This window comes from Photobacterium pectinilyticum (genome assembly GCF_024357955.1).
Lineage (GTDB): Bacteria > Pseudomonadota > Gammaproteobacteria > Enterobacterales > Vibrionaceae > Photobacterium > Photobacterium pectinilyticum.
In genome coordinates, this window is record NZ_JANEYT010000028.1 from 1 (window position 1) to 19,139 (window position 19,139).

Annotated in this window: 15 protein-coding genes and 1 riboswitch; of the genes, 2 read left to right on the forward strand and 13 right to left on the reverse strand. The window is 52.2% G+C overall.

Going from position 1 to position 19,139, the window contains the following annotated elements; genetic code table 11:
- Positions 1-112: 112 nt before the first annotated feature.
- The 6 genes from NHN17_RS13170 to lptD all read right to left on the reverse strand — a co-directional run bounded on the left by NHN17_RS13170 (position 113) and on the right by lptD (position 6,925).
- Positions 113-931, reverse strand: coding sequence for a symmetrical bis(5'-nucleosyl)-tetraphosphatase (locus NHN17_RS13170; RefSeq protein ID WP_255043023.1), 819 nt, complete (start codon positions 929-931; stop codon positions 113-115).
- 9 nt (positions 932-940) lie between these two features.
- Entirely contained in the window at positions 941-1,324 is a 384-nt protein-coding gene (apaG, locus tag NHN17_RS13175; protein ID WP_255043024.1) for a Co2+/Mg2+ efflux facilitator ApaG/CorD, read from the reverse strand.
- An 82-nt stretch (positions 1,325-1,406) separates the two neighbouring features.
- A complete protein-coding gene (gene rsmA, locus NHN17_RS13180; protein ID WP_255043025.1) occupies positions 1,407-2,219 on the reverse strand; it encodes a 16S rRNA (adenine(1518)-N(6)/adenine(1519)-N(6))-dimethyltransferase RsmA in 813 nt (270 codons plus the stop codon).
- Positions 2,216-3,208: a 4-hydroxythreonine-4-phosphate dehydrogenase PdxA gene (gene pdxA / locus NHN17_RS13185; protein ID WP_255043026.1), complete on the reverse strand. Its 993-nt coding sequence runs from the start codon at positions 3,206-3,208 to the stop codon at positions 2,216-2,218. Before pdxA ends, rsmA begins: the two co-directional genes overlap by 4 nt.
- Positions 3,195-4,499 carry a peptidylprolyl isomerase SurA gene (gene surA / locus NHN17_RS13190; protein ID WP_255043027.1) on the reverse strand — a complete coding sequence of 435 codons (1,305 nt, stop codon included), beginning with the start codon at positions 4,497-4,499 and terminating at the stop codon, positions 3,195-3,197. Before surA ends, pdxA begins: the two co-directional genes overlap by 14 nt.
- A 65-nt stretch (positions 4,500-4,564) precedes the next feature.
- Complete coding sequence (gene lptD / locus NHN17_RS13195; RefSeq protein WP_255043028.1) at positions 4,565-6,925, reverse strand: LPS assembly protein LptD; 2,361 nt, start codon at positions 6,923-6,925, stop codon at positions 4,565-4,567.
- A 200-nt stretch (positions 6,926-7,125) separates the two neighbouring features.
- Here lptD and djlA point away from each other — a divergent pair, with 200 nt between their 5' ends.
- Entirely contained in the window at positions 7,126-7,962 is an 837-nt protein-coding gene (gene djlA, locus NHN17_RS13200) for a co-chaperone DjlA (protein WP_255043029.1), read from the forward strand.
- A 114-nt stretch (positions 7,963-8,076) separates the two neighbouring features.
- Here djlA and NHN17_RS13205 read toward each other — a convergent pair whose 3' ends face one another.
- The 3 genes from NHN17_RS13205 to rapA form a co-directional block, all read right to left on the reverse strand.
- On the reverse strand, positions 8,077-9,030 hold the full coding sequence (locus NHN17_RS13205) for a D-2-hydroxyacid dehydrogenase (RefSeq protein ID WP_255043031.1): 954 nt from the start codon (positions 9,028-9,030) through the stop codon (positions 8,077-8,079).
- Positions 9,031-9,101: 71 nt separating this feature from the next.
- On the reverse strand, positions 9,102-9,815 hold the full coding sequence (rluA, locus tag NHN17_RS13210; RefSeq protein ID WP_255043032.1) for a bifunctional tRNA pseudouridine(32) synthase/23S rRNA pseudouridine(746) synthase RluA: 714 nt from the start codon (positions 9,813-9,815) through the stop codon (positions 9,102-9,104).
- Positions 9,816-9,974: 159 nt separating this feature from the next.
- Positions 9,975-12,893: an RNA polymerase-associated protein RapA gene (gene rapA / locus NHN17_RS13215; protein ID WP_255043033.1), complete on the reverse strand. Its 2,919-nt coding sequence runs from the start codon at positions 12,891-12,893 to the stop codon at positions 9,975-9,977.
- A 347-nt stretch (positions 12,894-13,240) separates the two neighbouring features.
- On the opposite strand from rapA, the gene NHN17_RS13220 reads away from it, so the two are divergent.
- The gene (locus tag NHN17_RS13220) at positions 13,241-14,617 is read left to right on the forward strand and encodes a PhoH family protein (protein ID WP_255043035.1); all 1,377 of its coding nucleotides are present in this window, start codon (positions 13,241-13,243) and stop codon (positions 14,615-14,617) included.
- A gap of 85 nt (positions 14,618-14,702) precedes the next feature.
- Here the strand turns inward: NHN17_RS13220 and thiQ are convergent, their stop codons facing one another.
- The 4 genes from thiQ to NHN17_RS13240 all read right to left on the reverse strand — a co-directional run bounded on the left by thiQ (position 14,703) and on the right by NHN17_RS13240 (position 19,105).
- Entirely contained in the window at positions 14,703-15,422 is a 720-nt protein-coding gene (gene thiQ, locus NHN17_RS13225; RefSeq protein ID WP_255043036.1) for a thiamine ABC transporter ATP-binding protein, read from the reverse strand.
- Complete coding sequence (gene thiP, locus NHN17_RS13230) at positions 15,416-17,011, reverse strand: thiamine/thiamine pyrophosphate ABC transporter permease ThiP (RefSeq protein WP_255043037.1); 1,596 nt, start codon at positions 17,009-17,011, stop codon at positions 15,416-15,418. The genes thiQ and thiP overlap by 7 nt, the downstream gene beginning before the upstream one ends.
- A gap of 13 nt (positions 17,012-17,024) precedes the next feature.
- Positions 17,025-18,005 carry a thiamine ABC transporter substrate binding subunit gene (gene thiB / locus NHN17_RS13235; protein ID WP_255043038.1) on the reverse strand — a complete coding sequence of 327 codons (981 nt, stop codon included), beginning with the start codon at positions 18,003-18,005 and terminating at the stop codon, positions 17,025-17,027.
- Positions 18,006-18,114: 109 nt separating this feature from the next.
- A riboswitch (TPP riboswitch) is annotated at positions 18,115-18,214 on the reverse strand.
- Positions 18,215-18,322: 108 nt separating this feature from the next.
- Positions 18,323-19,105 (reverse strand): DUF547 domain-containing protein, encoded by a 783-nt coding sequence (locus NHN17_RS13240; RefSeq protein ID WP_255043039.1) that lies wholly within the window; start codon positions 19,103-19,105, stop codon positions 18,323-18,325.
- Positions 19,106-19,139: the final 34 nt, after the last annotated feature.

Here is a 19,139-nt window from a genome sequence, read left to right on the forward strand (position 1 = left end):
TTTGCGATCGGTCGTTCTTGGTCGAAAGATCTGATCGCAGAACCAGCTTTTAGTTCCCTTCTATTTTTATCCCGAGTTCAGGTTTTTTATGATTGGTGTAAGGGGGAAGTGTCTATCTGGCATGTACCGGGCAGGCTTGCTCGAAGCGCGCGCCGTCTTCCCAGCGCAGCAGAGTCATGCTATTGCCCCATACGCAGCCTGTATCGAGGCCTATCACTTGATCGTCTTCATATCCCATCAGTGCCGCCCAGTGGCCGAAGATCATCTTCTTGCCTAGCTCTGGGCGCGGAAGGGTGAACCATGGCACTAGCTGGTTGCTAGCCGCTTCTTTGGGAGAGACTTTACACGCCATGTCGAGCCGACCATCCGGGTAACAGAAACGCATACGGGTAAAGACATTGATGGTATAGCGGTAGCGCTCGATACCTTGCAAGTCTGAAGACCAGCGATCGGGGCCATTGCCATACATATTCTTCAATAACCAAAGGTGGTTATCCCCTTGCAGTACTTGCTCGACCTCTCTGGCTTGCTTCTGGGCCTGTTTGAGGCTCCAGTGGGCAGGAATGCCGGCATGGGTCATGACAAAGGGAAGCGTTGGGTGCTCAGCCAGTAACGGTTGCTGACGAAGCCAGTGTAGCAATTCATCGCGATCTGGTGCATCAAAGATTGGCTGAAGCTTGTCTTTGATTTTGCTCTTGGCAATACCTTCGGCGACAGCGAGCAGGTGGAGGTCGTGGTTACCCAATACTGTTGTGGCTTGCTTACCGAGGCTTTTGACAAAACGGAGTGTTTCAAGCGAGAGAGGGCCGCGGGCGACAAGATCGCCGGTTAGCCAAAGTTCATCGTGTTGCGGATCGAAACCGGCAGTATCGAGAAGTTGGCGCAAGTCATCAAGGCAGCCTTGGATATCGCCAACAAGGTAGGTCGACATAATGATCCTTTAGTGGAGAATATTAGGCACTGACAGGCGAAATGGTGAAACTTCTGCGACAAACTCGTCACCGTTTTCATTGATCATGACGTAATGCCCTTCCATGACCCCGAGTGGCGTTTCAATAATTGTGCCGCTGGTGTAAGTGTATTCTTCATGGGCCGCAATGATCGGTTGCTCACCGACCACACCTTCTCCTTCAATCACCAGTTTCTTGCCATTGGCATCGGTGATCAGCCAGCGCCTACTGAGCAGCTGGGCTTGGCCAGTGCCTAAATTGGCAATGGTGATAGTGTAGGAAAAGACATAGCGTTGGTTGTCCGGTTCGGATTGCTCTTCGATGTAGTGCGTTACGACTCGGCATTTGATGGTTGGCGTCATGTTCGTTGTCATTGTTATGCATCCTTTCTTGGCAAGCTACCGGGTCTATGTCAAGAGCCCGGTAGCGAGGTCAATGTCACTGGCGCCTGCACATTTATTTGTTGTGATTTGCATCCAGCCAGTTTGCCATATCGACAAATTGTTCAAGCGTCAGGTTTTCTGGGCGCAGACCAGGGTTGATCCCCAGCGCTTCCAGCTGCTCGACAGTCAACAGTGCCTTGAAACAGTTGCGAATTGTCTTGCGGCGTTGGTTGAAACCTTCGCGGCAAACACGATCCAACCATTTAAGGTTAGTACATGGATATGGCAGAGTTTCATAGGGTGTAATTCGCACAACGGCAGAGTCAACCTTTGGTGCTGGTACAAACGACTCTGGCGGTACTTCCAGTACAGGCATTACTCGAGAGTAGTACTGGGCCATAACGGTCAGGCGACCATACGCTTTGCTGCCAGGGCCGGCTGCCAAGCGGTTAACCACTTCTTTCTGTAGCATGAAATGCATATCTTCAATATGCTCATGGAACGAGAAAAGGTGGAACATCAACGGCGTTGAAATGTTATATGGCAAGTTACCGAAAATGCGTAGCTTGTTGTTTTCTTTGATCAGCTGAGTGAAGTCAAAGCGCATTGCATCGCCTTCATGGATCGTTAGTTTGTCACCAAGATCCGGATGATTGCGTAGGCGCTCGGCCAGATCACGGTCAAGTTCGATAACAGTAAACTTATCGACCATTTTGCCGACAGGCTCGGTGATCGCACCCAGACCCGGGCCGATTTCTACCAGGTTTTGGCCTGGACGAGGGTTAATTGACGATACGATACCGTCAATGATGTATGGGTCATTCAAGAAATTCTGACCAAAGCGCTTACGCGCGCGGTGGCCTAGGTGGACCTGATCGCTGCTCATGTTTGCTTTTCTACCAATTCAAGGGCGTGCGATAGCGCTGTCCAAAGGCTACCGGTGTCCGCCTGTCCGGTACCGGCTAGTTCCAGTGCGGTACCATGATCTACTGAGGTTCTGATGAAGGGCAGGCCTAACGTAATGTTGACTGATTTACCAAAGCCTTTGAATTTCAGCACTGGCAGCCCTTGATCGTGATACATGGCCAGTACCGTGTCGGCATCGGCCAGATATTTTTCCTGGAAGATGGTGTCTGCTGGCAGTGGGCCAATCAGATCCATTCCTTCCTGTTGGCGGAGCTGCTCCAGCGCCGGACTGATCACATCGATCTCCTCGGAGCCTAGGCAGCCATCTTCGCCGGCATGTGGGTTTAAGCCACAGACATAAATCTTTGGTTCGGCAATGCCGAATTTGCTGACAAGATCAGCATGCAGGATACGGATAACCTGCTGTAAACGCTCTTCGGTGATGGCTTTGGAGACACTGGCCAGCGGTATGTGGGTGGTGACCAGAGCGACTCGAAGTCCTTCGGTTGCCAGCATCATCACGACCTGAGCGGTATTGGACTGCTGGGCAAAGAACTCGGTATGACCGCTGAACGACACTCCCGCTCGGTTGATCACTCCTTTGTGCACAGGACCTGTGATAACAGCAGCAAATTCGCCGTCCATACAGCCCTGTGCTGCACGTTCCAAGGTGCTTAACACATAATGCCCATTCAGCTCGTTTAGCGTGCCAGCCTCGACAGCCGCTGCCAGAGGCAGATCGGCAACCACCAAGGTGCCAGCCTGGTGGGGCTTGGCCGTTTGGCTGGAGTCATAGGCCTTAATCGCCAATGGCAAACCGAGCTGGGCTGCACGTTCTACCATAAGCTGAGCGTTAGCACAAATGACAAGTTGGTGCGGCCAATCTTGCTGAGCAAGGGCTAGCACCAAATCAGGGCCGATCCCAGCAGGCTCGCCAGGGGTTATCGCAATACGTTTAACCTTGGTCATTAGTACGTTCCGGTTGTTCTATGAAAGCGCCGGCACGCAGTTCCTGCAGCCAAGCCTGTGCTTCTTCGTTGAATTTACGGCTGAACAAGATGCGATAGGCACGGTTCTTCACGGCGGCATCGGTACGATCGACATCGCGGCGGTTAAGAACCTCGACAATGTGCCAGCCGTGAACCGTCTTGAACGGTTCGCTGATCATGCCTTCAGGCAAGGTTTCCACCTTGTCCTTGAACTCAGGTACATAGAGATCAGGTGTTTGCCAGCCTAGCTCACCGCCGTTGGCAGCAGAGCCTGGGTCAGCACTCAGGGCTTGAGCGGCATCGGCAAAGCTACGCTCACCGGCCAAGATCGCACGACGGGCTTGCTCAAGCTGTTCCTGCGCACCTTCGTCGCTGAGGATCACCGATGTCTTCACCAGGATATGGCGGGCGTTGACCTCGGTAACCGAGACGGTCTCTAAACCATCAACCTGATTGATTTTTAAGATATGGTAGCCGACACCGCTGCGGAATGGCCCGACAATAGCACCGGTGCCCTGAGATTGGATTTGATCAGCAAAAATAGTGGGCATTTCTTCCTTGCGCATCCAGCCCCACTCGCCGCCCTGAAGGGCTTTAGGGCCTTTGGAGTAGCTGTAAGCCAAGTTGGCAAAATCGGCACCATCTTTTAGCTGGTTGACGATCTGCTGGGCTTCTTTGGCGACTTCATCACGTTCAACCGCCGTGGCTCCTTCTTCAACGCGAAGTTGGATGTGGCTGACGTTGTAGCGCACGCCCTGTTGTTCTTGCTGGCTGAGTTGACCTGCCAAGGTTTCAACTTCCTGCGGCAGGATGTTGATCCGGCGGCGCACCTGAATGGTACGGGCTTCACTGGCGGTCATATCGCGGCGCATTTGCTCGCGGAAAATTGAGAAGCTGATGCCATTGGCTGCCAGCGTTTGCTGCAACTGGCCCACTGTCATCTGCTGCTCAGCAGCCATTTGGTTGATGGCCTGATCAAGGCGGTTATCGTCGATACGGATCCCGAATTGCTCGGCCTGCTGGAGTTGCAGGGTCTCCATCACCAGTTTTTCCATGATCTGGTTAACCAGCACATCGTCCGGCGGAAGCGGTTGGTTCTGACCGGCGGCATTCATACGTACGGTTTTCAGCATGGCATCGACATCGCTTTGTAAGATCACGCTGTCATTGACGATCGTGACAATACTATCAAGTTGTTGCGGTGCGGCAATAGTGCCAGCAGAAAGGCCCAATAGTGCAATACCGAGCAGACTAGACTTCCAATTTTTCATAGTTCGTTTCCATCGGGCGCCGGGGCGCGTTGATTCTTGATGGGAAGGGCTGGCCCTTCCATCTATTAGTTATTGAGGTAGAAAGGGCGGCCGTAGCCAATCGAGTTATTGTCGCTGGTCGTCCCTATTGGGGCCAACCCAAGCCCAATCAGGCTGAACGAAATACTGAAGTTCTGCTCGTATTCTGTAGAGCTGCTCGATACGTTCGAACGTGTTTTTAAGTATTCGTTGTAGCCTAAGCTAATCATCCAACAAGACGTGCGGAAGTTCAGGCTGATCTGCCCTTCAAGCATCTGGTTTTCGGTCAAATCGTGGTAGTAATCACCACGCAGTGATACCCCGTCATAGATAGGGAAACCAGTCGAAAAACCAAGCTGTGAGATCCCGTCTTCGGTATAACGGTTTAGCTGGTCTTCGTCGAGGATGTTATCTAGCAGATACTCTTTCGATATATAACGGTAGTTGAGCTGGCTGAAGGTACTCCCCTCACGATACTCAATGGCACCATTGGCAAACTGGAGATCTTTTTTATTGGCGTCATACTGCACGCCGCCGTGGAAAAACAGCCAGTCATCGTAATTGAAATCAGACTCGAGTGCGGTTGCCGAGTAGTTCGGGCTAGTTTCGTTATTACTATCCAGGTTTCGGCCCGATTCATTGAGGTAGAAGATTTGTCCTACTGCAATATTGAAACGTTCCTTGAATTGGTTATCGAAGTAGCGAGACGTTGCACCGATGGTAAACTGGTTGGCAGCGGCAATACGGTCGACACTGGAGTAGCGTTTGTCACGGAATAGTCCGTAGTAGTCTGTTTGCATCAAGGTGGTGTCGTATGCATCGTAAATGCCTTTTTGAACGACATCTTTGACATACAGGTATTGGACTTGTGGTTCAAGGCTTTGGGTGTAGCTATCACCCCAGATCAGTGTATCACGCTCGAGATGCAAACCACTGTGCAGGCGGATACTCGGGACGGTACGTGAGACGCTTCCCTCTAGCTCAAGGCCTTTATCGATGAGTTCCTGTGCGTTTGGATCAAAGTCCTGATTGTAATAGGTATACATCAGCTTAGCTTCGCTGGTCACCGACCACCAAGGCGTCGCATAGGGCAGTGTCAGGGTTGGCTCAAAATGGACGCGGTCCGCAGTCGGCTTGTCAGGATCGTCATTTTCAAACCGGCTGACATGGCTATTGAGCGAGAAATCCAATCCATATGGCATATCGTCATAATAGTAGTTCGCTTCTACCTGCGGCATCAGGCGGTAACTTGATGATACGCCAAGGGTTAATGGTTGGAAATCCCTGACTCGCAGGGTCGAATCCCAATTCCGATCGCGATAAGACACTTCGGCGGTTTGTAGCAGATTGTTGTCTTCTCGTTCACCAATACTGGAGTCGATATCGGAGAAGTAAGTAGGGTCACTGACCTTGCTGTAGTCAATCTCGAATAACCAGTGTTGGTTATACATACCATTGTGAGACCAGTTAAAGCCCCAACGCGGATCGTTGTCTGAGTCTTTTTGGTCATTGCCCAGGTATTCACCGGATAAATTACCTGTGCCTAATTCGGTTAAATACCGGAAGTCGGCGTTGAGCTGCAGGCCTCGATTACTCATGTATTTTGGCGTGATGGTCATGTCATAGTTGGGCGCGATGTTCCAATAGAACGGCGTCTCCAGCTCAAAACCATCACGGGAGCCATAGCTGACTGACGGGTAGAGGAAGCCGGTCAGGCGCTCATCACCAACAGGAACTCGCAGGTACGGCATGTAGAATACCGGGACATCAGCGACTTCGAAGCGGGCGTTGTAGAGATCGGCAAAGGGGGAGTCTGCTTCTCTTTCGATGCTGGTCGCTGAGAACTGCCAGCTTTTATCACCCGCTGGACAGGTGGTGTAAGTGCCGTTTTTCAGGCGGTAGTACGAGATACCGTTTTTGGTCACACGCTCAGCTTCGCCGCGGCCGGCTTCACAGGTCATGTTGTAGACGGCGTTCTCCAGCTGGGAGTCTTCAGTATCGAGGTTGCTCTTGATACGGTCAGAATACACCTCGATGGTGCCATCATGGAAATAGACGTTACCTTCGGCTGTGACAACATTTGCGGGTTGTTCGAGAGTCGCAATATCCGCGGCTACTGTGCGGTTGCCCTGACGAACGATGACATCACCGGTGTAGGTGACACTTTTGTTGTTGAGTGCTTCGGCTTGATCTGCGGTGACCTTGATCGGCTCATTGTTCGGATCGGCAGGCATCTGTTCGGGGGCGATACACACCCCACGGACCATCGCCAGTTCGTCAGTTTCATCACTGACCGCAGAGCCGCCGTTGGCATTCTCTGAGGCGGCTTGGTTTGCGTAAGCCACCGTCGGGCCGAAAAGTGCCAGGCTGATCATGGTCGCCAATAAGCTGCGGGAAGTAGATGACATCTAACTAAACGTTCCTGTAATAAAGTTTTTAGCGCATTTGTTATTGTAAACTGGGTTTTGACAAGCTTTCCCAGTCAATGCCAGCTATGATAATGCAAATTCTATCCGACGGCATCTTTTGGCTCATTTTTTGGCTTTTGCTATCGGGTGTAATGCATGAGAATTATTTCTAAATTTAGCAAATTACCAGAGAGTAGCGAATGCAGGTTTGGGGCAAAATACTTGGGGCATTTTTTGGCTTCCTCCTTGGCGGGCCGTTTGGTCTGTTGTTAGGTCTCTTTTTGGGCCATAAGTTCGATAAAGCGCGATCAATAGTTTACCAAAGGCGAAGTTTTGCGGGATTTGGCGGAAATCAGGCATCCAGCGCTGAGCGTCAAGCCGAATTTTTCCACGCCGGCTTTGCCGTTATGGGGCATGTGGCGAAAGCTAAAGGGCGAGTGACCGAGGATGAAATCCGAGTTGCCAGCGATATTATGGACAGGATGGGGCTTCATGGCGAATCGCGCCGTCAAGCTCAGAATGCCTTTCGTGATGGCAAAGAGGACGGTTTCCCGTTACAAGAAATACTTGGCAAAGTACGCGTAGGTTTTGCAGGGCGAGCCGATTTAGTGCAGTTTTTCCTTGAATTGCAAATTCAGGCTGCGTTTGCTGATGGCAGTTTGCACCCGAGTGAACGCCAGCTGTTACATGTTATTGCCCGTTCATTAGGTTTTTCTGAGCGTCAGCTAGAACAACGGCTGCGCATGCAAGAAGCGGCGTTTCGTTTCCAGCAAGGTAGCTTCAACCAGCAACAAGGTGGCTTCCAACAAGCCCCGACCAAGGATCAGCTTACTGATGCCTATGAAGTACTAGGCGTGAAAGATACCGCCACCTCACAAGAGTTAAAGCGAGCATACCGCAAACAAATGAATGAGCATCATCCGGATAAGTTAGCCGCCAAAGGCTTGCCACCTGAGATGATGGAGCTGGCCAAGCAGAAGACCCAGGAGCTACAGGCTGCCTACGATCTGATCCGCAAGGAAAAAGGGTTTAAGTAGGGCAGAGCGGGTGTTGCGCCTTAGGCACCGCTAGCAAAAGCAGGCTCTAGAAGCAGAACAAAGGCGAGATCGGCGATCTTGCCTTTTTACTCTCTCGTTAATGAAAACTCCCCTTCAAACCTGATTCTGTGGTTTACCTGCCGCAAACGCATTGAGATTGTCGATGAGTTGATTGGCCAAGGTTTGAATCGCACTATCTGAACCCCAGGCGACATGTGGGGTTAGCAACAAGTTTGGTAAGTGGTTATTGGCGATCAACGGGTTGTCATTGCCAGCTGGCTCTTCGGTGAAGACATCACATCCAGCACCAGCTATGTCTCCTGCGTGCAAGGCATCGACTAAGGCTTGCTCGTCGACTAATCCACCACGGCCGATATTGATCAAGATTGCGCTGTTTTTCATTGTTTTTAGCTCATCGCGGCCGATAAGGTTGCGTGTCCCGCTATTGAGCGGGCAATGCAGGCTGAGTACATCGGCTTGTGCTAATACCGTATTGAAAGGCTGGTACCCCTCACGGCTGCTTTGGGCTCCTTTTCTATCGGCAAATATAACCTTCATGCCCAATGCTTGTCCAAGCGTTGCCATTGCTTGCCCCAATCCTCCACTGCCGATAAGTCCCAGCGTAGCCCCGCGAATATCTTTGATTGGATGGGTGAAAAAACAGAACTGATTTTTTTCCTGCCACACGCCTTGTTGAATATCTCGGTGGTAGCCCAGCAGGTTGCGGCGCAGGGCGAACATCATGGCAACGGCGTGCTCAGGCACTGAGTCGACCGCATAGCCTCGGATATTGCACACGGTGATGCCATGCTCGTGACAATAAGCAAGATCGACATTGTTGATGCCGGTGGCGGCAATGGCGATCATCTTGAGTTTGGGGAGCTGGGCCAAAATAGCGGCATCCAGAATGACTTTGTTGGTGATGGCAATAGTCGCATCAGCAAGGCGTTCAATAACCTGCTCGGGACGTGTTGCTGGGTATTGGGTCCAGCGGTGAGCAAATGTTGGCGATGGCAGGGAAATATGGGCCGGAATGGTATCCCGGTCAAGAAAGACAATCTGTTCCATGGCGAAAGTGAGGCTCAAGAGTCAAGGATAATGCACTCAGTACACACTATCCTTGGCAGCCAACTCAAGTCCTATGGTTTGGAATAGTGATCCGGTAGGGTCTTTTGCGGAGCTTCGGCAAAGAATTCACACGGCGCAAACAGATGCATCGGATCACCGCTACGCGGATGAAAGAAGCTCAGCTCCGCGGCGTGCAGTTGCAGGCGAAGTGCCATTGCCTTGGCGTCCTGATGGGCATAAAAGCCATCCCCCAGAATTGGGTGGCCTAAGGCGAGCAAGTGAACCCGCAGTTGATGTGAGCGGCCAGTGATCGGGCGCAGGCGCACCAAGCTGGTGTCATTGCTACGTTCGAGCACCTGATAGTGGGTCACCGACGGTTTGCCATCGTCAAAGCACACCTTTTGTTTCGGCCGGTTCGGCCAGTCACAGATCAGCGGTAAGTCGATAGTGCCGCTATCTTGCTCGATGTTGCCAAATGCACGGGCGTAATACACTTTTTCGGTACGGCGGTCCTGAAACTGGATTTTGATATTGCGCTCGGATTGTTTGTTCAGCGCGAGGACAATGACACCAGAGGTTGCCATATCAAGACGATGGATGAGGTTAGCATCGGGAAAATCAGCCCGAACTCGGGTATAGATACTGTCATGGAAGGCTGGATCACGCCCGGGGTTGGATAGCAGGCCCGAAGGCTTATTTACCGCAATAATATCGTCGTCTTGGTACAGGATATCCAACCAAGGATCTTTGGGTGGGTTGTAGTCAATCTTGGGCAGTGTGCTCATGGGGTGCAGGATCTACTAAAAAGGGCCAGTGAAAGGTCCGTGGTATTGGAAGGCGGCGATAATATCAGCAATGGCTGAGAAGGCAATATCCTTGACACCAAATTTTGGGGATATAAAAAAGCCGCCTGTGCAGGCGGCTTAATCTACCGTTGTTAGTGGTTAACCGTGGCTCACGACAATCAAGCGTAGCGAGTCCAGCTGGATTTGCGCTTTGGTGATATAGCCGGTGAGATCTTGGATTTGGGTTTCAATCAACTCCAGCTCGTCGTCACGGATATTTGGGTTCACTGCTTTGAGGGCCTGAAGACGATCCAGCTCGGCATGTAGTGTCGCTTCCATCTCTGCTTGGGCTGACTCACGGATCGTGACTAGCTCGCTGGCGACGACCTGCTCGGCGCTTTCGATCAGGGCATGGATATCTTTCTGTACCGAGTTGACCAGCTTACTACCAAGGTGGCGGTTAACTGGGCTGAGCTGACGGTTAAAGCCTTCAAACTCGACTTTGGCCGACAGGTTATTGCCTTTGGCATCGAGCAAAATACGGATCGGTGTCTTCGGCAAGAAGCGGCCGATACCGGACTGCTTTGGTGCTTGGGCATCGACTACATACACTAATTCCAGTAGCAGGGTGCCGGCTGGCAGTGCCTTGTTTTTTAGCAGCGATACCGCCGTGGTGCCAACACCTTCCGATAGCAGCAGGTCAATGCCACCTTGGATCATCGGGTGTTCCCAGCTGATGAAGTGCAGGTCTTCGCGTGACAAGGCGGTTTCACGCTCAAAGGTGATAGTACAGCCGTCGTAAGGTAGGCCCGGGTAGCTTGCGACCATCATGTGCTCAGAAGGCGTGACGACAATGGCGTTTTCGCCTTTGTCGTCCTGATTCAGGCCGATCGTGTCAAATAGACCCAGGGCAAAGTTTACCAAATTGGTATCACCATCTTTGCTGCTGATTTCCTCAACCAGTTTCTGGGCGTCATTGCCACCGTTGGAATGGATTTCCAGCAGGCGGTCACGGCCTTGCTCCAGCTTGCCTTTGAGCTCCTGGTGCATCGTGGCACTTTTCTCAACCAGCTCATCTAACTGGTCACCGTCTTGTTGGTTGCTGGCCAGAAGTTCAAGCAGATCGTCACTGAAGGCATCATAGATGGCACGACCGGTCGGACAGGTTTCTTCGAAGGCATTAAGGCCTTCGTTGTACCAGCGCGCCAGCAGGGCTTGTGAGGTACCTTGCAGGTGTGGGACATGAATTTCGATATCACGCTTTTGACCGATGCGGTCAAGGCGGCCGATACGCTGTTCAAGCAGATCAGGGTTGTTCGGTAGATCAAACATCACCAATTGGTTGGCAAACTGGAAGTTGCGTCCTTCCGAGCCAATTTCAGAACATAGCAGCACCTGTGCGCCGTCTTCTTCTTGGGCAAAGTAGGCGGCAGCCTTATCGCGCTCGATGATCGACATGCCCTCGTGGAACACGGTGGCACGGATCCCTTCGCGTTCGCGCAATGCCTGTTCGAGGATCAGGGCGGTTTGGGCACGGGAGCAGATCACCAGAACCTTTTCCTGGCGATTGGATTTAAGCATGTCCAGCAGCCAGTTAACGCGTGGGTCGAACTGCCACCACGTCGCTGAATCGCCTTCGAATTCTTGGTAGATGTCTTCAGGGTACAACAGCTTGAAAGCCTTTTGCTCAACACTCATTTTGCCACCCATCATCGCGGCGACACGCATTGCCGTTTGATACTGTGTTGGCAAGTCCAGTGGATACATGTTGAGGTGGCGCTGCGGGAACCCCTTGATGGCGGCACGGGTGTTACGGAACAGCACGCGGCCGGTACCGTGGCGGTCCATCAGGTTGTCGATCAGTTCGTGGCGAACCGTTTGTTGTTGCTCTGAGTTTGCATCATCGGCTTCAATAATACGGAGCATCGGCTCGATATCTTGCTCTGGTAGCAGCTCAACCAAGGTGTTCTTGGCTTCGTTGTCCAGCTTTTCACCTGACAGTAGTCGTGATACGGCATCGGCAACCGGGGCATACTGGCGCTCTTCTTCGACAAATGCTTCGTAGTCGTAGAAGCGGTCAGGGTCGAGCAGTCGCAGGCGGGCAAAGTGGCTTTCATGGCCCAATTGCTCCGGGGTGGCCGTCAATAGCAATACCCCCGCAGTTTTATCGGCTAGCTCTTCCACCACCTGGTATTGACGGCTTGGCTTGTCTTCACTCCACTCGAGGTGGTGGGCTTCATCGACAACCAGCAGATCCCAGTCGGCATCTAGCGCTTGCTCGAAGCGGCGGCGGCTCTTGCGCAGGAAATCCAGTGAACACAGTACGTATTGGGCAGTATCGAACGGGTTGGCAGAGTCGGCAAAGGCTTCAACACAGCGATCTTCATCGAAAATCGAGAAGTGCAGGTTGAAGCGGCGCATCATTTCGACCAGCCATTGGTGCTGCAGAGTCTCCGGCACCAAGATCAGAATACGTTCAGCACGACCAGACAGCACTTGCTGGTGGATGATCATTCCGGCCTCGATTGTTTTACCCAGACCAACCTCATCAGCCAGCAAGACTCGCGGGGCATAGCGACGACCCACTTCATGGGCAATGTATAGCTGGTGGGGGATCAAACCGGCGCGCATGCCACAAAGGCCACGAAGTGGGCTTTTGTGCTGCTCATACTGATTCTTTAGGGCACGGTAACGTAATGCAAAGCGATCCATGCGGTCAATTTGGCCGGCGAACAGTTTGTCCTGCGGCTTGTTGAAGCGGATTTGGTTGCTGAGGAAAATCTCACGCAGGGCGACGTTTTCTTCGCCGGTATCGGTACGGGTACCGATGTAAGTAAAAATGCCGCCGGTCTCATCGACCTGCTCGACCTTAAGTGACCAGCCGTCATGGCTTTCAACCACATCACCGACATTGAACATTACACGGGTCACAGGTGCATCATTGCGAGCATAAAGGCGGTTCTCTTCACAGGCAGAGAACATCAGAGTCACAGTCCTGGCATCGGAAGCCACGACGGTACCTAGACCCAGATCACTTTCAGTATCACTGATCCAACGTTGACCCAAAGCAAATGGCATAGTGGTTAAAACCTTCTAATTATTTGAAATAAAGGAAAATGCGAAGCCGATGCGCCAGCATTTATGAACTACACTCAAAGTAATACCGTACTAGATGGTATCCATCAGCTGCTGTTGGCAGTGGGTATTGGTATATAAGTGTAAGCCAGAATTCGCACCGGTAAAAAAGGGGAGTAATGTTACTGCAACCCGTGAGCAAGGTCACGGTCATTGTGATAAGAAAGTACCAAACTGTAACTGTCACATTTATTTAATTATCTCCGGTCTTTAATAGTAACAACCCGTTTTTACGGGTACAGGAAAAACTCTGGTGGAAAACCCACCGTTTTGTTACCAAGGAGGTACCTATGGATGAAGCTGGTAGGAAAGTTTTCGTTCTAGACACCAATATTCTGCTTCATGAGCCCCTCGCAGTTTATTCCTTCAAAGAGCATGACGTTGTTATCCCAATGACCGTGCTTGAAGAGCTCGATCGCATCAAGGACAGTAAGCGGGATGTCTCCCGTGATGCCCGTGTTGCCATCCGAGCCCTAGAAGATATCTTCCATGACGCAACTCCCGAGCAAATTGCCGAGGGGATCCCACTTGGCCCCGAAGGTGGCGGACTTGGCAAGGTTTCTATTTTTGCCGATTACGAAGTCACCGAAACCGTCCATGCCTTTGCCGACAAAGCTGGGGATAACCGTATCCTAAATGGCGTGCTGTTTCTCCAAGCCCATTACGCACCGCGTGAAGTGATTCTGATCACCAAAGACATCAATATGCGACTGCGTGCCAAAGGCGCCGGGGTGTATTTTGTCGATGATTACCGTACCGATCAGCTGATTGATGACGTCAAAATGCTGACCAAGGGGTTCCACAAGTTTAGTGGTAATTTCTGGGAGCGAGTCGGTGAGTGTTATTCGGAGAATAAGGGCCGCTCGACGGTGCATACCCTGCCGTCGGAGTTGTTTGAAGCACCGTTTATTAACCAATACTTAATTGATGAGGACAGTGATTTTGCCGGTCGGGTCCAGTCTATCGACGCCGGAACCCTGACCCTGAAAGATATCGGCCACGAACGCTTGCTTAGCCGGCAGGCATGGGGGATCCACCCAAAAAATATCTACCAGGGGATGGCATTTGATGCCTTGATGGATCCGAAGATTGATTTGGTGATCCTGACTGGCCCTGCCGGGTGTGGTAAGACCATCTTAGCCATGGCTGCGGCGCTGGAGCAGGTAATTGAAAAAGGAATGTACGACAAGATCATCGTGACCCGCAATACCCCTGAAATTGCCGAGTCTATTGGTTTCCTACCGGGCACCGAGGAAGAGAAAATGATGCCTTGGCTTGCGGCAGTCACCGATACCATGGAGGCTTTGCACAAAAACGATGTGTGTACTGACGGCTCAATGAAGTACATTTTCGACAAGGCTAATATTCAATTTAAATCGGTTAACTTTATGCGGGGACGCTCAATCCAGAATGCCTTTGTAATTTTGGATGAGTGTCAAAATCTCACTGCCTCACAGATCAAAACCATCATCACCCGCTGTGGGGAAGGCACCAAATTGGTTTGTTCAGGTAACCTAGCCCAAATTGACTCCAGTTACCTTTCTCCTGTTACGTCGGGCTTGACCTATATCGTCGAGCGTTTCAAGAATTTCGAAGGCAGTGCCAACATCTATCTCAATGGCGTTGTCCGCAGCCGGTTGGCTGAATTTGCCGAGGAGAACCTGTAGCGACTGCAGGTCCGGTCATTTACCCAATAGCAAAAGCGAGCCGTTTGGCTCGCTTTTTCATGTATGGTCGCTTTAATTTCTTGTTCTAATGGCCAAGGTATTGCGTGAGGGCGGGATCGCTCGGCGTAACCAAGATATCTTGGCTCGGGCCAAACACTTTCACCTGTCCTTGACAGATAAAGGCACACTTGTCGGCAATCTTCAGTGCATCCTCCGGGCTGTGGGTGACCATCAGTACGGTCGTACCCTGCTCTCGCGCTAGCTTTCTGACTAGCTCGAGCATTTCTTTGCGCAATGCCGGATCCAGCGCCGAGAAGGGCTCGTCGAGCAACAGCAGGGGGCGCTGACGGATCAGGCACCGCGCCAGTGCGACCCGTTGCCGTTGGCCGCCGGATAGCTGCTCCGGCAAGCGATCGAGGTAGCCTTGTAACCCTACTTTCTCGGCCGCAACAATAATGTCTTCTTTTTGTTCGTTGCTCAGCTTGAGTGCCGGGCTCAACCCGAGGCCGATATTTTCATAGACGCTCAGGTGGGGAAACAAATTATGCTCCTGGAACAAGATAGAGAGCGGGCGCTTGGCCGGGTGCAACTGCTCAATGGGGTGGCCGTTGACCGTGAGCTTGCCACTATCAGGGGCAAGAAAGCCAGCTACCATGGCAAGCAATGTACTTTTGCCTGCGCCGCTCGGGCCGAGCAGGGCAACGATATCGCCAGTTTCCACTTTGAGGTCGAAACAGAGCTGGGTGGATTGGCTTGATTGCTTGGGATGGTGGAAGCAATGTTGTAAGCGCTGCAAAGTTAACATGACGGAGTCCGGGTGATCAGTCTTTCGACCAAGGAGAAGAGACCAAGGCTAAGGGTAAGCAGGAGCAGTGCCGCTACGGCGGCCGCGTCCATTTGATAACTGCCGAGTAGCTGGAATAGATAGAGTGGCAGGGTTTGAAAGTCTTGGCTGCCGAACAGGGCAATGGCGCCCAAATCGCCAAGAGACAACACAAACCCGATAGCCAATGATTGGGCAAACGGCTTTTTCAAGGCTCGCCACTCCACCAGCATCAGCCGCGATAGTCCACGCATGCCTAAGCTCTGGCACAGGGGGTCATATTGCTGGGCCACATGGAGCATTGGCTGACTGAGGGTTTTGAGGACATACGGCAGTGCCATCAGGGCATTGACGGCAATGACCACCCAAAATGCAGCAGCAAAGGCATCGGTGAACTGGCGTAGCAACAGGAAGATCCCGGTACTTAATACCAGCCCCGGTGTAACCAGAATAATGGTGCCGATCAGATCCAAGCCGTCAGCCTGCCAGCGGCGGTGCTGGAGTCGCCATTGCCGACTGGTAAGGAGAATGGCCGTTCCTCCAGTCAGAGCCAGCACGCAGGCAATACTGGCAATTTGCAGTGAGTGTTGTACCGCCAACCAGAGTCCAGGGTTGCGCAGGGCATCGAGGGTCTGGCTATTAAGTCCGGCAAGGACAACGGACAACAGCGGGGGCAATACCAGCAGCAGAGCCAACCCTATCCAGCATCCATCCCAGCAGCGGCTGGCCAGGCTATCAAACTGACTTTGGCGCGGATTGGTGATGGATTGACTGGATGTTGCCAGTGGCTTGGCAAAGCGTTGGCTCAGTAATACCAAACTGCAGCACAGCAGCATTTGCCACAGGGCCAGTATGGCTCCACCAGCTAAATCAAAGTCATAGCGTAGGGCTTGGTAAATGGCCAGTTCAATAGTGGTGGCCTTAGGGCCGCCACCCAGCGCCATAATGACGGCAAAACTGGTAAAGCACAGCATGAACACTAGGCCGATGGCATGGGGTAGCTGCTGGCGTAGTCTCGGCCAGGCGACAAAGCGGAAGGTTTGCCAGCTGGACATCCCGAGGTGGGTGGATAGCTGGTGCTGCTCAAACGGGATCCCCTCAAGGCTTTGGACAAACAGCCGGGTCGCCAGGGGGAGGTTGAGAAACACATGCGCCAATAATATCCCCTGCAGACCATAGAGCGAGAAGCTTCCCTGCCATCCTAGTTGAGCCAGTGCACTGGCCAGCAACCCATTGTTGCCGTAGATCGCCAACAGGCCGAATACTGCGACCAGCACCGGCAGTACCAAGGTCATGGCAAAGATCCGCATTAGCAGGGCTTTGCCTGGGAATTGCCGGCGCGATAGGGCATAGGCAACAGGAATGGCAGGCACAATACTCAGCAGTGTCGAGAGCAGGGCTTGGGTAAAGGAGAAACCGGTAATATGCCGCAGGTATGGATCATTCCAAAGTAAGGCAATATCAAGATCACTGGCTTCATTGATCAAGGCGGCAAGGGCCCCGAACACGAGAAAGAGAATGAGCCCGGCAGTCATCAGGCCGGGCACCAGTTGGGTGGTACGTGCGTTCAAAAGTGAGTGCCCGCTACTTGGTCAGTGCTTGTTGCCACTCGCGTACCCAGCTTCTGCGCTGCTTGGCAACGTCCTGGGCAGAAAACTCCAGCGCCTTTGCGGGCAGGGTTAGCACGTTGAATTCAGCGGGCTGCGCGACATTCGTCACCGGGTACATCCAGTTACCCGTCGGGATCACGGATTGGAACTCTGGGGTCAGGATAAAGGCCAGAAACTGATCGGCCAGTGCCTGGTTAGGGCTGCTTTTCAGTTTGGCGGCAACCTCTACTTGCATGTAATGCCCTTCACTGAAGTCGGCGGCTTTGTATTTGTCATCCTGCTCGGCAACTAAGTGGTAGGCCGGGGAGGTGGTGTAAGAGAGCACCATATCGGCCTCGCCCTTGAGGAACATGCTATAGGCTTCAGACCAACCTTTGGTGACCGTGACTGTTTTCTGTGCCAGTTGCTGCCAAGCGTCTGAGGCTTTATCGCCATAGATCGATTTCATCCACAGCATCAGGCCTTGGCCCGGTGTCGAGGTACGCGGATCTTGGTAGATGATGCTCAAGTCATCACGGTTGACCAACTCATCCAAACTCTTGGGTGGGTTCGCCAGCTTGGTGCTGTCATAGACAAAGGCGAAGTAGCCGTAGTCATAAGGAACAAAGGTGGTGTCGCTCCATCCGTTTGGCAGAGTTAACTTGCTGGTATCAACCTGATGCTCAGCCAGTAGTCCTGTTTTCTTGGCTTCGGCGATCAGGTTGTTATCAAGGCCAAGCAATACATCGGCTTTGGTGCGCTTACCTTCAAGGCGAATGCGGTTGAGGATGGATACACCATCATCAAGCGCGACAAATTCCAAATTACATTCGCACTGTGCCTCAAAGGCTTTTTCGATCGCCGGACCCGGTCCCCAGTCTGAGGCGAATGAGCTGTAGGTGTAAACCGTCAGGGTATTGTCCACGGCCAATGCCGGAGCGGCAGCCAAGGTTAGAAGAGGGAGTAATTTTTTCACTATGCGCTCCTGATGCTCTTGCGTCCGGCAAGAGGAATAAAAATCGTATGAGCGGCACAGGGTTGAGCATAAGGCTGGCATCATGCCAGCCTCGCGGGATAACAAGGCATACCGTATAGAACTCAATTCCTACGCCAGCATTAACTGGATCAGGTTCTGTGGGTTTTGCCTTAGCAATCTCAGCGACAAGCGCTCCCCAATGAGAACGCTGATTATTGTAATGTGCTGAGGTACGGGTTGCCAGTAGGAACATTCTTTTATGCTAACCCAGATATCGGATGAGCGGCGCGTTGGCTGTTTGTTGGCTCCAGAAGGGGCTATTTTGCATCATTGAGTGACCAGTTGTAGTCATAACTGACATTGCCTAGCGTAACCTGTGCCCCCTGCCGGTACTGGTTGATGTGTTTTTGAAGTTGAGATTGGTTACCAAAGTCACTGCCGTACCAGTCATAAATTGAAGAAAGTGTGGTTTTGCCGCTTTGCGGGTTCACGCCTTTACGGCTGTTGATAAAGCGTACGGCTGACTTTTCCAGCAGGCGTTCGTTGTTGCTGGCGGTGAATGCGTCTGGCTGGAGATCCGGGCAGCCTAGGCTGGCACAGTTGACCACATAGTGGATACGCGGGTCACGCCAGATAGGCCGTAAGATACGGTGCTCGATATCATTGAGGGAGAGCGTTTTGCCATTAATTGTGAGTACTTGCTCATCCCATGGTCCAAAGCTGAAGAAGCCACCCAGTTTGGTGATGGACGTAATAGGGTAGTTATCGAGGATCAGCTTAACCGTTTGGGCATTGTAGAGATTTACCCAGTAGGCAAATTGCTCGTTACGGTTTAGCTGGTGCGGATCGAGTTTGGTAAGATCGCGCAGGTAGCGATCCAGTTCATACTTGTCACTGTCCGTTACCCGGCCATAGCGGAACAAGGTTTGGTTTGGCTGGACGACAAGGTATTTATCGAGCAGGCGCTGCCAGCGGTTATGATCAACCGTTTGTGAATTGGTGGTGGCATATTGCTGCCAGTAGGACCATAGATTGGCCTTGGGGGCTGCAAAGGCGCTGGCCGATAGCAGGATAAACAGCAAACTGACAATAAAACGCATAGGGGATCCTCTGTGAAACATCATTGTCTGAAGT

Excerpts from the sequence above, each read along its gene's own strand:
- NHN17_RS13170 (WP_255043023.1), bottom strand. The coding sequence starts at position 931 with ATGTCGACCTACCTTGTTGGCGATATCCAAGGCTGCCTTGATGACTTG.
- apaG (WP_255043024.1), bottom strand. The coding sequence starts at position 1,324 with ATGACAACGAACATGACGCCAACCATCAAATGCCGAGTCGTAACGCAC.
- rsmA (WP_255043025.1), bottom strand. The coding sequence starts at position 2,219 with ATGAGCAGCGATCAGGTCCACCTAGGCCACCGCGCGCGTAAGCGCTTT.
- pdxA (WP_255043026.1), bottom strand. The coding sequence starts at position 3,208 with ATGACCAAGGTTAAACGTATTGCGATAACCCCTGGCGAGCCTGCTGGG.
- surA (WP_255043027.1), bottom strand. The coding sequence starts at position 4,499 with ATGAAAAATTGGAAGTCTAGTCTGCTCGGTATTGCACTATTGGGCCTT.
- lptD (WP_255043028.1), bottom strand. The coding sequence starts at position 6,925 with ATGTCATCTACTTCCCGCAGCTTATTGGCGACCATGATCAGCCTGGCA.
- djlA (WP_255043029.1), top strand. The coding sequence starts at position 7,126 with ATGCAGGTTTGGGGCAAAATACTTGGGGCATTTTTTGGCTTCCTCCTT.
- NHN17_RS13205 (WP_255043031.1), bottom strand. The coding sequence starts at position 9,030 with ATGGAACAGATTGTCTTTCTTGACCGGGATACCATTCCGGCCCATATT.
- rluA (WP_255043032.1), bottom strand. The coding sequence starts at position 9,815 with ATGAGCACACTGCCCAAGATTGACTACAACCCACCCAAAGATCCTTGG.
- rapA (WP_255043033.1), bottom strand. The coding sequence starts at position 12,893 with ATGCCATTTGCTTTGGGTCAACGTTGGATCAGTGATACTGAAAGTGAT.
- NHN17_RS13220 (WP_255043035.1), top strand. The coding sequence starts at position 13,241 with ATGGATGAAGCTGGTAGGAAAGTTTTCGTTCTAGACACCAATATTCTG.
- thiQ (WP_255043036.1), bottom strand. The coding sequence starts at position 15,422 with ATGTTAACTTTGCAGCGCTTACAACATTGCTTCCACCATCCCAAGCAA.
- NHN17_RS13240 (WP_255043039.1), bottom strand. The coding sequence starts at position 19,105 with ATGCGTTTTATTGTCAGTTTGCTGTTTATCCTGCTATCGGCCAGCGCC.